Origin of the sequence: Thermorhabdus hydrogeniformans (assembly GCF_049310025.1) — a bacterium.
Classification (GTDB): Bacteria; Bacillota; Thermosediminibacteria; order Thermosediminibacterales; family Tepidanaerobacteraceae; genus JBJYKD01.
Map to the genome: position 1 here is coordinate 1 of NZ_JBJYKD010000019.1, position 15,830 is coordinate 15,830.

11 protein-coding genes and 1 riboswitch are annotated in these 15,830 nt (G+C 44.1%); of the genes, 9 read left to right on the forward strand and 2 right to left on the reverse strand.

Features of this window, described 5'->3' with window-relative positions:
- Window positions 1–264: 264 nt before the first annotated feature.
- The gene (locus ACKX14_RS10085; protein WP_422447208.1) at window positions 265–1,269 is read right to left on the reverse strand and encodes a Nif3-like dinuclear metal center hexameric protein; all 1,005 of its coding nucleotides are present in this window, start codon (window positions 1,267–1,269) and stop codon (window positions 265–267) included.
- Between the two features lie 308 nt (window positions 1,270–1,577).
- Entirely contained in the window at window positions 1,578–1,955 is a 378-nt protein-coding gene (locus tag ACKX14_RS10090) for a Na-translocating system protein MpsC family protein (RefSeq protein WP_422447210.1), read from the reverse strand.
- Window positions 1,956–2,139: 184 nt separating this feature from the next.
- Here ACKX14_RS10090 and ACKX14_RS10095 point away from each other — a divergent pair, with 184 nt between their 5' ends.
- From ACKX14_RS10095 to ribE, 9 genes are all read left to right on the forward strand, one after another.
- Window positions 2,140–2,613 carry a hypothetical protein gene (locus tag ACKX14_RS10095; RefSeq protein ID WP_422447212.1) on the forward strand — a complete coding sequence of 158 codons (474 nt, stop codon included), beginning with the start codon at window positions 2,140–2,142 and terminating at the stop codon, window positions 2,611–2,613.
- Window positions 2,614–2,931: 318 nt separating this feature from the next.
- Window positions 2,932–4,083 (forward strand): glycosyltransferase family 4 protein, encoded by a 1,152-nt coding sequence (locus tag ACKX14_RS10100; RefSeq protein ID WP_422447214.1) that lies wholly within the window; start codon window positions 2,932–2,934, stop codon window positions 4,081–4,083.
- Window positions 4,084–4,085: 2 nt separating this feature from the next.
- Window positions 4,086–5,111, forward strand: a complete 1,026-nt coding sequence (locus ACKX14_RS10105) for a hypothetical protein (RefSeq protein ID WP_422447216.1) — start codon at window positions 4,086–4,088, stop codon at window positions 5,109–5,111.
- Window positions 5,112–5,122: 11 nt separating this feature from the next.
- A complete protein-coding gene (locus ACKX14_RS10110) occupies window positions 5,123–8,671 on the forward strand; it encodes a glycoside hydrolase family 130 protein (RefSeq protein WP_422447218.1) in 3,549 nt (1,182 codons plus the stop codon).
- A gap of 689 nt (window positions 8,672–9,360) precedes the next feature.
- Window positions 9,361–10,350: a response regulator gene (locus ACKX14_RS10115; RefSeq protein ID WP_422447220.1), complete on the forward strand. Its 990-nt coding sequence runs from the start codon at window positions 9,361–9,363 to the stop codon at window positions 10,348–10,350.
- A 711-nt stretch (window positions 10,351–11,061) separates the two neighbouring features.
- Window positions 11,062–11,709: an HD-GYP domain-containing protein gene (locus ACKX14_RS10120; RefSeq protein WP_422447222.1), complete on the forward strand. Its 648-nt coding sequence runs from the start codon at window positions 11,062–11,064 to the stop codon at window positions 11,707–11,709.
- Between the two features lie 30 nt (window positions 11,710–11,739).
- Window positions 11,740–13,548 (forward strand): DUF342 domain-containing protein, encoded by a 1,809-nt coding sequence (locus ACKX14_RS10125; protein ID WP_422447224.1) that lies wholly within the window; start codon window positions 11,740–11,742, stop codon window positions 13,546–13,548.
- A 137-nt stretch (window positions 13,549–13,685) separates the two neighbouring features.
- Window positions 13,686–13,830: riboswitch (FMN riboswitch) on the forward strand.
- A gap of 94 nt (window positions 13,831–13,924) precedes the next feature.
- Window positions 13,925–15,010: a bifunctional diaminohydroxyphosphoribosylaminopyrimidine deaminase/5-amino-6-(5-phosphoribosylamino)uracil reductase RibD gene (gene ribD, locus ACKX14_RS10130; RefSeq protein WP_422447226.1), complete on the forward strand. Its 1,086-nt coding sequence runs from the start codon at window positions 13,925–13,927 to the stop codon at window positions 15,008–15,010.
- A 93-nt stretch (window positions 15,011–15,103) separates the two neighbouring features.
- A complete protein-coding gene (gene ribE, locus ACKX14_RS10135) occupies window positions 15,104–15,769 on the forward strand; it encodes a riboflavin synthase (protein WP_422447228.1) in 666 nt (221 codons plus the stop codon).
- Window positions 15,770–15,830 lie beyond the last annotated feature (61 nt).

Sequence of the window (15,830 nt, forward strand, 5' to 3'; positions counted from 1 at the left end):
CTTTTTTACAAAAAGTGAGCTAAATATTTTCCATTTTGTTATTTTTAGGTACTTGACTTTTTACCGCAGGACTTATTTTTAAATACATTTGCTAAAATATGCACTTGCACAAAATTTAAATTAAAATAGCTGATCTGATTTTTCAAACCCATAATCGAAAACGGCGGGAATCGTTATAACAATTGTGGATTAAAACTGCAAATTCTAAATATTGGTCAACCGGTTTAACAGCTTCCTGCGGCTATTTTTTAATCAAATATGCGGCTATTTTTTAATCAAATAATTGTCAGTTATAAACCTGGCGTATTCCCGAATCTCGGTTGATCCAAAGTCCTCGAGCGGGGTGGAGGTAATTCTCTCCCTGAAGACGACAATTTCCACATCCTCTGCCAGATAGTGCCGGAGGGCGTAGGCCAGAGGCAGCCCGTTTTCAAAGATCTCGAGTGCATGAGAATTGCCGCATATAAAGTTCAGCCCCAGTTCACCGGCCTTTTTGACCAGTTCGCTGTCCTTTTTTACCCTGCTGATGGTGGCAAGTACGGTGTCTATTTCCGGATGCTCTCTTTTTGCTTTTGCCAGGTGTTCGGCGGTAAATCCCGTATGAGGGAATATGTGGAGGATTGTTTCTACAGGGCTTGCGGGCGTTCCCAGCAGGATTTCGCCGCCGACGGCGGTAGCCGAGTCCTTAATTTGCGTGCAGCCGAACAGGGAACGTTCCACCCGCATGACTTCCTGTTCTTTTTCCATATCCATCATTTTATTCAGGCGCTCCAGAATGTCGCCCAGAGTTTTCACATCGTCGAGAGCTTTGCCCACATACATGATGTTTCCAGGGATCCCGCCGTATTTTATATCTACCCGGAAAGCCCTGTGACCGTGAATATAGGATATACCTGGGTGAAGGCCGTGAAAAGCCTCGTGCAACTCGATTACCGAGATGTTGTACAGGCTCAGGTAATTTTTCAATGTCACTCCGCCGGAGTTTGCCGCATCGGCTACGGGGTGGTGTGCCACAATGAGATCCACTCCGGTGGCTCCGGCCAGTTCAATGCTCCCTTCCGTAAGGGTCATGGTTACTGCTACTTTTTTAACTTCCGCCTCCGGGTCGCCTGCTACCAGGCCGGGAATCTCCATTACCGATTTTCCGGGTATGTTGGAAGATTTTATGACCACGAAGGGATTTTGGCCGGAGAAAACGTGGCTTAAATCGGATACCACCCTTCCGCCGGTGATTTGGTCCAGCGCCGTTAACACATCTTTTACTTTCATGTTGGTCCTCCTTTTTTTGGACAAATAAAGAGGCCGCCAAATAAATACCTCACCCCGGGAAAATCATGCTATCATTCCTCGAAGGAAAATAGCATAACATTTCCCTTGGAAGCATTTATTTGACGGCCTCGAACTATCCTTTCGGATCTTTCTTATCCAGTCCAAATATAAAATTTTATACAAGCCTGATATTAATATACAGATAAATAACACTTTTGTCAAGAATGATTTTAAAAAATCTTTTATCAAATTTTGGAATAACCGTAACCTGAAGCATTATATAATTAAAATTTTCCCCCCGGCCTTTCTCAAGAGTATTCTCTGGCCAGGAATTCTTCCACCGGTTCCACGGTGATTATCATGGTTGCGGCCAGCTGGTTGACGGGATCATAATCTTTCAATACCGTCCTTATTTTTAAGCCCGTGGCTTCCTCGAAGGCTCTCTTAAAGCGAATCTTGAATTCATTAAGCAGTGCCAGATCCATGAGCCGTGCGGTGAAAGTGTCTTTGTCATCCAGGTGTTTCAAAACCGATATTCTGCGATTAAGGGCCAGAATAATTATCTTGTCTCCGAGTATGTCTATTTTCTGCCAGTCGAGCCCCCTGCCGTACATCTCTTCATTGACCTGATTGTTTATTTTTATAATCTCCTGCTTAAAATCGCCAAGGCCCTTCAAAAAAATCACTCCCCAGGTGACTTTTACCCCCGGCAGCGGGGGATTTTTTAATCTTTACTTTATATTCTACGCGGTATGTTTTTTTCCTGCCTTGTCTTGAAAATTATTTAAGTGAAGCTGTGTAACAGCCTCCGGCATTTATGAATATATTATAAAATAATAAAGAGCAAATCTGACAGGGGGGTAAATCAATATGCAACTGGGGCTTGAACTATACGCCTTAAAGGCGGTAAATATTATGGACGACCACAAAATACTGATGAAAATAGAAGTAAACGGAAGAGTCATGGAAGAAAGTATAGGCGAAGATTCCTACGAGTTTTTCGGCATGATCACCGGCGGAAAGAGACTTTCGGCCATCGGCCGGAAAAAGCGCTACACTTACGGGGACCTGGTGGGCATTTTTGAGGCCGAGCCAGCTACTTGTATTAACTTTATGTTTTTGGACGCGGAAGATGAAATCAACCTTGTTATTGAGACAAATGTATGGCTTGACCCGGGTCTTTTTGTTCAGGATGTCATGTTAAAAATATACTCGGAAAACAGGACTCTGGAAATACCTCTTTCGAGGCCTGATATAAGAATGGCCTGGCCAAAAAGAGGTTTGTTCGTCATCGACATTGGAACTTTTGTAAGGGTCCTCTATGCTGAAAGACGCATATTTTAACGCCGGTCTGAATGCATATTTGACTATTATTGACCATTATTCAAAAATAAGAATGAATACTTTTAATCACCTGTCCTTTATCCGCGCCGGGGGCATTTTTTTTTATTTTTAGACTATAATGCAATATTTGCAATTCAAAGCGACATATACTAAAATATTATACCACCAAAGGAATTGTTTAGAAAATTTAATTGATTAAAAAAGCGATAAGGTTGGATAATTCAGGGCTGAATATAAAATAATATTAATACTGACTGAATGAGCATATAATGGGTAATGCATGCCTTTTTCAAAATAACGACACAAGGGGGTATATATATGAATCTCGCCATACTAACCACTTATCCTCCGCGGGAATGCGGTATAGCTTCTTTTTCAAAAGATCTAAGGGATAACCTTGTAATGTGGGACCAGAATGTAAAGATCCTGGCCGTCAGCGACAAAAACTCATCATATAAATACCCGCCTGAAGTGGTTTTTGAACTGTGTGAAGATAAAAAAGACGATTATCACCTGGCTGCGGAATTCGTCAACACCGCGGACCTGGATGCGGTTTTCGTGGAACATGAATACGGCATATTTGGGGGAAATGACGGCAGCTTTGTACTGGACTTTGTGGTGAATCTTGAAAAGCCGTTTATACTGAATACCCATACGGTCCTGCCCGCACCGGGGTTCCGTCAGAGGGGCATTCTGAGCAGACTGGGGCAGAAGGCTACAGCTGTAATATGCATGACCCGGCGTTCGGCAGAGCTTTTAAACAGGGTTTACAGGGTCCCAATGGAAAAAATTTATGTGGTGCCTCACGGTGTGCCCATTTTTAAAGAAAAACCCAGGGAAGCCCTTAAAAAAGCATACGGGATCGCCGGAAGGCCTCTTGTGACCACCTTCGGGTTTATCGGGCCGGGTAAGGGAATCGAGCTGGGTATTAAGGCCATATCTTATTTAAGGGAAAAATACCCCGATATTGTCTATCTGGTGGCCGGAGAGACGCATCCCAATTTAATGAAGAAGATGGGGGAGGTCTACAGGGAATCGTTGGTGGAACTGATAGAGACCCTGAGGCTGGAAGAAAATATAAGATTCATCAACAGGTACATCAGTCTCGATGAACTGGGAGAAATTCTATTCATGACCGATGTTTACCTTACCCCTTATCCCCACCGGAACCAGGCGGTAAGCGGGACCCTATCCTATGCCATCGGCTGCGGCAGGGCGATAGTTTCAACTCCCTATGATTATTCTCTTGAAGTGCTTTCCGACGGAAGGGGACTTGTGGCGTCCGAGGCGAACCCTGAGAAAATTGCCTCATTGATAGATTCCATCCTGTCAAATCCCCAGTTGAAATCACAGCTTGAAAAAAGGGCCGCAAAACTGGGCAGGACGATGTTTTGGCCCGAAGTGGCCCGGTCTTACGTCAATATCCTGGAAAATATCCTCCAGATCAAGGCCAGCAGGAAGGTGTTTTAGGCATGTACAGGCACTTTATAAATATGACGGACAACACCGGCATGATACAGTTTTCCGACAAGTCAAAGCCCATGCCGGAAAGCGGTTATACCGTCGACGACAATGCCCGGGCACTCATTGTGGCCATGGGCATGAAGGAGAGGGAACGGGAAAGGCTTATAAAAGTCTATTCCAGATTTATGGAAGAAGCGCAGGATAGCGGCGGTGTGTGGTGGAACCTGAAAATAAATGGAGAGTTTTCACCGGTTTTAAATTCCGAAGACTGTATAGGCCGCGGCGTGCTGGCGGCGAGTTTCGCTCTGAGCTGTGATATAGCCGAGGCGAAAAATTCAGCCGTGAGGATGTTAAAAAAGGCTTTGCCGGTGGCCTCCAGATTAACTTCCGCCCGTGCCATGGCATACTTGCTTCTGGGGCTTGTAAACCTGATTAACAACTCTTACGACCCTGCGCATCTTCTGCCTAAGGCCAGAGAAATGGCCGGCCGGTTGATCGACCTCTATGAAAAAAACCGCGGCGACGGCTGGCTGTGGTTTGAAGATAAACTCACTTACTGCAATGCCCTTCTGCCGCATTCCCTGTTTGGCTTTTACACCATAAGCGGTGACAGGAAGGCCCTGAAGGTGGCCAGGGAAACGTTAAAGTTCCTGACGGACTCGCTGTTCAGGAGGGGTTATCTAATTATTGTGGGCAACCGCGGCTGGTGGCAAAAGGAGAGCGATATTCCGCCTTTCGACCAGCAGCCTGTGGATGCGGCTTCCATTGTGCTTGCCTGTCTGCAGGCGTATATCGCCACAGGGGAAGCGGAATACGTTGAAAAGGCGCAAATGGCGTACAAATGGTACTGGGGTAAAAACATAAACGGCCTGCCCCTCTTTAATGAGGAAACCCAGGGATGTCATGACGGTCTGATTCCCGAGGGGGTAAATCTTAACCAGGGGGCGGAAGCCATAATTTCGTTTTTAATGGCCCACCAGGTGTTGAATGACGTGATGGAAGAAAAACGCCAGGTGTTAATTCCCGCGGTGTGAGGAGGAACTGTATGGGTGCTGGATTAAAATACGGGGAGGACCTGTTTTACGAAACACTGGAGAACATAAAAAAAGACCTGGTGAAAACCGGAGAAGTGGATGTGGTTATAGGCATTCCGTTTTATAATGAAGAGGAAACCCTCCCTGAAGTCGTCAGAGTTGCCAGGGAGAGTTTAAAATCGGGGAATCACAGTAAACTTATCGTATGCGCCGGAGACCCCGCCGGTGAAAAGGTTTTAAAAAGATTAAAAGAAATGGACAGCGATGTCACCGCTTTTTTAATGCCTTCCGGAGTAAACGGAAGGGGTTACAGCATCAGGGCCATATTCGAAGTGGCTCGATTTTTTGAGGCTGATGTGGTGCTCCTGGAAGCCGATTTAAAAAATGATGGAGAAAGGGGTTTAAAACCGCAGTGGATAGACAGACTGGCGCAGCCCATATTCGGCGAATACGACCTCGCCATAGCCAGGTTCAGTCGGCATCCCTTTGAGGATATTACGGGAAACTTCCTGGTATCGCCTTTGATTGAGACGCTGTACGGTATGAGGTTTTCCGACCCTTTGAGCGGAGTTTTTGCCATATCCCACGACCTGGTGGAGGATATGTGCGCCGAATTCGACCAGTTCAGGGAAAGAGCGGGAGGTTACGGGATAAACCCCTGGATTGTCACCACGGCGCTGAAATGGCAAAAGCGCATATGTGAGGTGTATCTGGGGGCCAAAATGTCGCCTGTCACCCTGGTAAAGAAAAATCTTGTATTTAAAGAAATGACCAGGGCTCTTATTGCCTGCATCAAAAAGGACGAAGATTTCTGGTTAAACAATAGTATCACTTTAAAAAGACCAGACGCGTTTGTGGGAGAAGAAAAGGATCAGCCGCTGGAGGTAATCTGCGATTACAAGGAGTTTGCACGCACATTTAAGAGGTATTATTTTCATTACAAGCACCTTTTTGAAAAACTACTGCAAGGCGATTTAATAGATGCACTGGACCGCCTGGCCGAAAGCCGGGCCGGGTATTTCAATTTTTTGCCCGGCGTCTGGGCGAGGGTGGTTTATGATATATTGCTGGCGGCAGGTTTCGAATCAGGAGTCGCGGAGGAAGACCTGCTGGAGGCCCTCAGGGCCGTGTACGACGGCATTGTGGCGGAGTTTTTAAAGCAAATGGCCGACCTTGAAAAAGCTCTGACAGCAAGCGGCGTGGATGCCGCTCCCATAATTTCGGCCAGGGCCCGGGATATTTTCGAAGATTTCGCTCACGCTTTTTTGGCATATAAATCCGAATTTTTAAGAAAATGGAAGTTGAAGGCAGATGAAGCAAGGCCGGTGCTCACTCCGCTGGATTACCTGGAATTTATACCCGGAGTTCCGATAGTATTGCCCAGAAAACTGAGGGGGGCGGGAGACAGGGAAATTTCGACAGGCGACGTTTTCAGAAGGCTTCAGAAAAAATACGAGAACGCCTTCAGGGATTTCATGCACCTTCTGGGAACGGATACCGGCGCTTCATCGGCGGAAATAGGCGATAAGTTAAAGAGCTTTATGCAACGGATGGAAAATACCATTGACAGGCTGTGCCCGGGAGACCTGCACACGGCGGAAGGCACCATGATTTTTCTCAGAGAGCTCTTTGAGATCTTCCCGCATAAAAAAGTATTTTGTGTCAAATGGGAGATCCTGAGAAAATTGCTCTATGAATTTCCGCCGGCCAATCTGTTGCTCAGACTGGGCTATAAAAACATGCGCCAGCTCCTGGACAACATGGATGTCAGGGACATCCTGACCCTGGCTCAGACTGCGGAGGACAAGGATTACTTTGACAGGATATTTTACTGGCTCAAAGACAACTTGAGGCCTGACAGTTTTGAAGAGGCGGAGCTCAAACCTTTGGTCATAAGCCAGCATAATTTTGCTGGGATAGGAGAGTTCAGGGAGATTTCCGACCTGAACCGCTTGACGGCGCGCATCGCGGTCACGAGTCTTGGCAAGGGTATGGGCGGTGATTTTCCCAAACTCAGGTATTTTACGAGGGTGGCCAAGAGCATAGTGGAAGCTGAACACTTTTCTGATCTATGGAGAATGTACGCCCGGGAGCGGAAAGAGGTGGGGCGGAAGTTTGCGAATTCCATTCTGGGGCACTACGGAAAGGCCATGTTTTCCGCCCATCACATATTTGAAAACTGGCACCAGAGGGAATTTGCGGCGAGACTGGAAATACTTTCCCGGAGGCTGGCGGAAGAAAACTTGGCGGAGGAGTCGAAGGATATAAGTTTGATGGCCAGAGGGCACGGCCTGAGCATGATATTGAAAGATGGCACCTTCATGCCGTGTTCTGCATGGAGCTGGGCCAGTTTCAGTTTCAAAGGCGGAGAAGGAATTCCCACCCCACTTTTTTTACATGTGGAAAGGGACTGGTTCAACCATGACCTGCTGGAAGAGATATATAAGGAAATGGGGTTTAATCCGGGGGAAATAATGGAGCAGGTTTTCCAGCTCATCAGTCAGGGCCGCGAGAGCAGCGATCTGACAAATGCACTTCTTGGGATTAAGCCGCCGTCGGAGAAAGTGGTGATCCAGGAACCGGAAACGTGGCCCGCGGCTGGGGAACTGAAGAGGTACAGGTTGAATCCTATTTTAAATCCCGTAAAGGAACACTGGTGGGAAAACCGCTATGTGCTGAATACCGCCGCCATCAGGATAAAGGACAGGGTTTACCTTCTCTACAGGGCTTTCGGAAAGGATGAGGTGTCAAGAATCGGCCTGGCCATTACGGATGGTTATAATGTCATTGAGAGGCTTGACAGGCCCCTGTTTGCTCCGGAAACCGAACAGGAGAAAAAGGGTTGCGAGGACCCCAGGGTCGTGCTGATCAACGATGAAATATTTATGCTTTATACCGCCTATGATGGAGTGGTGGCCCAGATAGCCGCTGCATCCATATCCATAGAAGACTTTTTGAATCGCGATTTTGACCGGTGGAAGAGGCGCGGCCTTGCATTCCCCGGCCTGTGGGATAAAGACGCACTTTTGTTTCCGGAAAAGATTGAAGGCAAATACGTGATATATCACAGGCTGGAACCGAGTATATGGATGGCTTATTCAGATGAACTGGTATTTCCGTGGCCCAGGGAAGGCCATAAGATTATAATGGGCCCCCGGGCGGGTATGATGTGGGACTCTCTGAAAATCGGAGCCGGATCCCAGCCAATCAAAACCAGGTATGGGTGGCTGTTGATATACCACGGCGTGGACCAGGAGATGGTCTACCGGCTGGGTGTCATTTTAGCCGACCTGAAGGACCCGGGCCGGCTGCTATACCGCTCCCCCAATCCTATTTTGTCCCCCGAGACCGAGTGCGAAATAGGCAAGAAAGGAGAATGCTGGGTGCCCAATGTGGTGTTCACCTGCGGAGCGGTCCCGGCCGAGGACAAAGAGGTGCTTGATGATGACGACGAGATTCTGGTTTATTACGGCGCCGCGGATACCAACATCTGCCTCGCCACGGGCAGAGTGGGAGAGCTGATTCCGGAAGAGGTCAGGAGAAGGATAAAAACAATGTGAGGTGCTGCCCGGAGAATGATTGTAACCCGGAGAATATTGTAAAAAGTGTTATTTAGACCCTGTTTCTTTGAAATTGTCAGCATTATAGGTGTTATTATAACAAACTTTTAAACCCTGGAGGTTTTCCTTCAGGGTAATTTTAATGGGCTTTTTTACATGTTGCAAAGCCGTTCAATCATGTAAATAGACCGTTTTATGAAAAAAGAGAAAAACGCCGGAAAAATTGTTTATATAAGACTGGCATAATTTTACAATGGTTTCTTTTATAGTATCGTGGTATTATTTTTATTGAATCGAGTTCGCGGCCAAGATTTAAGAAAATTATAAAATAAAAACAAAATTCTATATACGGCGGGGCGATTTTTTATTAAGCGGGGTATAGGCCGGCCTTTGATTCGGCGACTATGCCGACCTGAAATAACACATATGACATTATCTCTAGTGTTAAAAATACATATAAAAAGGTGACATATATAATATTTACAGGTGATTTTTATAAAACATAAGATAATTTTGTATAAACTTTAAAAGAGAATTTCCGTTGATTGTGCCGATAATTAATAAGGTATTTGCAAGACCTCGACAAAACAGATGCGGCTTAGTCGATCGGGAATGGGTTCTTCCATGCTAACTTCCTCTGCATTTATATTACGCGTAGACATTATTAACTCCGGTATGGAGGTCGCGCAATGCTTAATATACTTCTTATAGATCCCGACAGTGAGAGCAATTCAAAAATGTCGAAAAGAATAAGGCAGACGGGGCATCGGGTGAAAGAATGCAGCGATTTTTATGAAGCGGTTCAATTATTAAGGGAGGATAACTTTGACGCCATAATAACGAGAGTAACTTCCTCTGACTTTTACATACCGGATTGTTCACCATCACATTTCACTTACAATAAAAGCAGGTATATTGCCCATTATATCGGAGATAGTGAAAGCAATGCAAATAAAGAATTTTCTGAAGTAATTGCCGAATTATCTTTTAATTACATTAGAGAAACGAAAGACAATATTTTTTTGTGCGCCCTGGACAACAGGAGCGTCGATGTGATGATAATCGAGCCGACTGAAATTTTGCGTATAGGTCTCAGGACGATAATAGAGGATACATCTTTTTTTAATTACGCAGGCGAGGCGGAAAGGGCGTGCGATGCCGTCTCCTTGCTGCAAAAAATACACGCAGACGTAATCCTGCTTGGTGTAAACCTGCAAGATAGTAAGGAGCTGGAAGCCTGTAGGCTGATTAAAGTTCAGCATCCGTATTTGCATTTTGTAATTTTCTGCAACCATGAAGAGCAGGAGCTTGCATTTCAATATATTAGAGATTGGGCGGATGCTATTTTGCTAAAAAATTGTGATAAAACCGATTTAATATATGCCATAACCAAAGTAGTTCAAAGGGGGAAATTTATAGATCCGAAAATAGTTAATGGATTGCTGGCAAAACCAAGTAGCGAGAGCGGTAAAGATCCGCTGCACCTTTTAACGGCTCAAGAACAAAAGGTTTTTTACGGGTTGGCCTTGGGAAAAACAAACAAGGAGATAGCCAGTGAACTGTATCTGTCCCCGGCGACAGTAAGAAATTACGTCTCAAAGATTTTGCGCAAGCTTAATTTACCCAACCGGTCTGCTGTGGCATCGTATGCCATGAAAATTTTATATATTCAAAGATAATTATAAAAATGACATGGATTAAATAGCGATTGCGGTGATTGTGAAATTCGACATAATTATATAGATAATGACAAAAGTTACACAGGTGATTGCAAAAAATGTGACGAATAATGATAAAAATTGTGACAAATATGACCCCTGCAAGATTTGCATTTAATATTTTTATAGTATATATTGTACATAGAGTAGTAAAATTTACCTATATTTCCAGGTCAATAATCCTAAATACCCTAAATACTGGGTAAGGTTTCCGCCGGGTTTTATAAGGGTGGATGAAAAACATGAAATAATAATATCATAAAAATAATTAATATTTATAAATTCAACAAAAATTAAATATAAATAAAAATTTCAAATTAAGCGTCGGGTTTGATTTCTAAGCCTTTTGCTTATATTTTTAGGAGGATTTTAATGCAATTATTTTCAAAATGGAATCATGAAGATAAGACCAGAGTCATCGTCTTTGCGCTTGTGTCGGTTATTTTTTTAATTTATTTAACAGAACCGGATTCTGACATTTTGTCACCGGTTTTTTACATAATACTTATTTTTCTATCGGCTATAAGCTTTTCCACGAAGTGGAGCTGGGTTTGCCTGCCTGTGTTAATCTCCCTGTGGGGCTATGTCTACCTGAAAGAACATGCCGGAAATCTTGCTTTATACAGATTTGTGCTTTATCCGGTAGTTTTTGGGCTGGTTTATACGGCGGGCTTGCAATTTAGAACAATGCTCATAGAGTTAATCAGCAGTAGTGAATTTGTTAAAAACCAAAATAAGGAACTTGAACAGGTTTACACCGGAATGTTGAGCGCTTTAGTTAGTGCAATTGATGCAAAAGATGACTTTTTGCATAATCATTCAAAAAATGTTGCGGAAATCGCTCAAAAAATCGCTCGCGGCATGGGTTTATCCTCTTCGGAAGTAAAAGAAATATATTATTCGGCCCTTCTCCATGATATCGGGAAAATCGGTGTCAGAGAATCTACACTCAATAAAAGTTCACCTCTTACAGAAAGTGAGTGGTGTGAAATAAAAAGGCACCCGATTATAGGGGCTTTAATACTGGGCCATGTTCCGCAGTATCAGTCACTGGCAGATAATGTGCTTTACCATCACAAACATTTTAATGGCAATGGATACCCGGAAACAAGACTTAAAGGCAAAAATATACCGGTTGGGGCACGGATAATTGCAGTAGCGGATGCTTTTGACGCAATGATCTCAGATAGGGTTTACAGAAAAAAGATGACCATTTTTGAAGCGTGCCAGGAGTTAAAAAGGTGCAGCGGAACCCAATTCGATCCGGATATCGTAAAAGCTTTTATAGCGATAGTTTGCAGTGAATATCAAAAGAATTAGCGGTCCATTAAAAAACTGGGGGCATAAATGATGAATAAAAAAAACCCTGATATGATTGCTGGCTTTAATGAAATGTGCGCAGATATAAATGTCAATAGCGACAATAAAGGAGAAACATGGGTAGCGTTTGAAAAGGGGAAGTTCAAAGTAAACCACCCCAGTCAAGGCCCTTTTCCTGTTGTCGTTCCTGGTAAAAATTTACTATTTAAAGTCAATGGTGAAGAAAAGTGCGAACCTACACCTGTTAGCATGGGCGACAGGTTGGAAGTAGAAGTTATTAACGAATATCAAAAGGGTTCATGGAGTATAGAGATATCAACAGATGGGCTTGAAGCTCTGCTTTCTGTAGAACCTTCCGTTAAAATCGAAAGGTACCTGCCGGATTTTTCCCCTGCAGAACGTTTACATCTTGAGCCTCTAGAAATAAGAACTTATGAAAGTCCGCTGACGCCGGACGAACTTTTATCGGAATTGAAAAAACTTAATATTTCATATGGAATCGACTGGCCTGCTTGTGTTTCTGTCAGCAATATTAAAGAGCCGACAAAGATTATAGTAGCGAGAGGCAGACCTCCTGAGCATGGTATTGATCCCAGGATTGAAATATTATTTCCAACTGAAGAGAAAGAAGTTGTGCATTTTGAAGATGGGAAGGTTGACTTTAAAAATCGTTTTAAATTTACTTGTGTTTACCCCGGCGAGTTGCTTGTAAAAAAAACACCAGGCATTCAGGGTAAACCCGGAATCGATGTAAAGGGACAGGTTATTCTGCCGCGTGAATTTGTTGATATAGAATTGGTTTCAGGCAGCGGGACCGTCCTGAGTTCCGACGGCAACATGATCATTGCCGCGTCCCAGGGAAGGCCTGTATTACATAAATATGGCAACAGGGTAGAGGTAAAGATTTTGCCGTATCTCGAACATTTCGGCGATGTAAATATGGAAAGTGGTAATATACATTTTTCAGGCGATATCTTGATATCGGGCGATGTTAAAGACGGCTTTTCTGTAATAGGGGCGGGCAAAGTTAAAATAGGCGGTATTGTGTCGCATGCCACTGTGAAAGCGGAAGATTCTATTACAATTAATGGCAATGTGATTTCTTCAACCATAGTGGCGGGCAATGAGGCGTCAAATACCAATCTGCTGCGTTTAATCAAAAAATTGAAAGACCAATTACAAAAACTGGTTTCAATAATTAACCAGCTCATAAACGTTGCGCCTGAAGAATATAAATATTCTCTGGGTTCTTTGGTTAAAATTGTAATAGACAGCAAAGTGCCGGAAATATCTCGCGATGTTGAGAGCTTCAGTTCCGAAGTGTCAAAAATGCCGGATATTTTGAGGCCGACGGGATTGACCCAATTTGCGGAAAAACTGGAAAATATGCTTGTTAAAGCGCCTTTATCGGTTAAGAATATATTAGAGCTGGAGAATCTTATTAAAGATGTTTTTAAATGGTACCAATTCTTCAATACGAGTCAGAAAAGTAAAAGTGACATAAGAATGAAATATGCGCTTAATTCAAATTTGGTGGCTACGGGAAATGTATACGTAACCGGCCATGGGTGCTATAATACAATGATTAACGCAGGCGGAAGAGTTGATATTTATGGTGTTTTTCGAGGCGGTGAGATATATGCTCGCGGTGACATATACATAAAAGAGTTAGGGTCGGAAGTTGGGGTAAATACCAGGGTGTATACCGAAATGAATTCTAAGGTGGTGATCGAAAAAGCGTATTACAACACCATTGTCCAGATAGATAAGTACAGTTATAAGTTCGATAACATATCAGAGGGCATAAATTTGGATATAGAAAAATTAAAAAAGTCATGATGGTGATTTGAGCAGATGATGCGTGCTTTAAATACTGCGTGTAAATCAAAACGTGATGCCCAAAATATGAGAGGTTGTTTTTTTTAGGATTTTGTAATAAAATAATTACACATAAAATAAATTGAATATGCACTGTTGAAAGTCTTCAGGGCAAGGTGAGAAGGCGAAAGCCTTCAATTCCTGACCGGCGGTAAAAAGCTTAAGCTTTGAGCCCGCGAGCCGAAAGGCGGATCCGGTGAAATTCCGGGGCCGACAGTATAGTCTGGACGGGAGAAGACTGTTTTAACTGTAATGTGCAATGACCGTTACCGCCCTGAAGATTTTTCTTCAGGGCTTTTATAATGCCCTTAGGATGTATAAGTTTGGAGGATGATAGATGGAAAGGGACGAATTTTTTATGCATAGGGCACTTAAGCTTGCGGAAAAAGGAAGGGGGTATACCAGTCCCAATCCCATGGTCGGTGCAGTGCTGGTTAAAGATGGAGAAATAGTCGGAGAGGGTTTTCATAAAAAAGCCGGTGAACCCCATGCGGAAATACTGGCCTTAAAACAGGCCGGAGAGAGGGCACAGGGTGCCGAACTTTACGTTACTCTGGAACCGTGCAGCCATTACGGCAGGACGCCGCCATGTGCCGAAGCTATTGTAGAAGCTGGAATTAAGCGGGTGATAGCAGCCATGCAGGACCCCAACCCCATGGTGGCCGGGCGGGGTATAAAAAGGTTAAGGGAGGCCGGTGTAGAGGTAACGCTTGGAGTAATGGAAGAAGAAGCCAGAAAATTAAATGAGGTCTTTGTTAAATACATCACTTCTAAAAGACCGTTTGTGATAGGGAAGATAGCCCAGTCGTTAGACGGTAAAATAGCTTTAGCTGCGGGCAAGTCCAGGTGGATTACGGGAGAGCCCGCTCGAATAAGGGTGCATGAACTTCGGAGCTGGTATGATGCGGTTATGGTAGGTATCGGGACGGTGCTGGCGGATGACCCGCTTTTAACCTGCCGTTTGCCGGGCGAAAATAAAAATCCGGTGAGAATAGTGGTGGATTCTGCTGCAAAAATACCCCTTGATGCCCGGATGTTAAAATGCGGCGGCAGGGTAATTCTTGCTGTGACGGAAATGGCGGATAGGGACAAAATACGGGTTTTGAAAGAAAACGGAGTGGATGTGATAGAGACCCGGTCTGAAGATGGCAAAGTTAACCTGGCGCAACTTTTTGAGATTCTTGGGAATATGGGTATAACCGGAATTCTGGTGGAGGGCGGGTCGGGGCTTCTGTCTTCCATTGTAAGGCAAAATCTTATGGACAAACTGTTGATATTTTTGGCGCCTTTGCTGATAGGGGGAGACGGATTGAGTTCGATAGGCAGGCTAACAATCGATGATTTAAAAGAGGTTCCAAGATTTGAAATTAAATCTATCGAGCAAGTAGGCCAAGATCTCATGTTGGAAGCATACCCGATCTGACCTTTGATTAAAGTTAAGGTGATGGTCGGAGCCGTTTTAATTCGCGATAAATTAATGAATTTTTTTATACTTTTTTTATAGGGAGATGTAAATGTGTTTACGGGAATCGTTGAAGAAATGGGAGTTGTTTCTCAAATTACAAAAACGCCATCGGGAGCTGAAATAACAATTTCCTGCAAAAAGGTCCTGGAAGATTTAAAGTTGGGTGACAGCGTAGCGGTAAACGGTGTTTGCCTTACCGCAAGAGATGTGAGGAATAGTGCATTCGTCGCCGATGTAATGCCTGAAACTCTAAAAAGCACCAACCTGGGAGAACTTTCCCGGGGCGATTATGTGAATTTGGAGAGGGCTCTAAAATTCGATGGGCGCTTCGGCGGCCATATGATTTCGGGGCATGTTGACGGAAGAGGGAGAATTCTCAAAACCTATCCTGAAGGCAATGCGGTGGTTTTCCAGATAGGCGTGCCATCGGAGTTAATGAAAGACATGGTTCCCAAAGGCTCCATTGCCGTAGACGGCATAAGTCTGACGGTTCAGGCTGTGGGAAATCAAAGCTTCACGGTTTCTATAATTCCCCATACGCTGGCGTCTACAGTTTTGCGGCATAAACGCCCCGGCGATACGGTAAACATCGAGACAGACATTATTGGAAAGTATGTGAAGAAATTTTTAACGGAGAGTAAAACTGCTTATAATTTTGCTGCGGAGGCAGCCGACAAAAGTCTGACAGCAGAGATTTTAAGGTCGTACGGATTCTGAATTTGCGATTTTTCCGCCAAAACCCTTATATAATCCACTATCATAATGATCAATAAAAAAT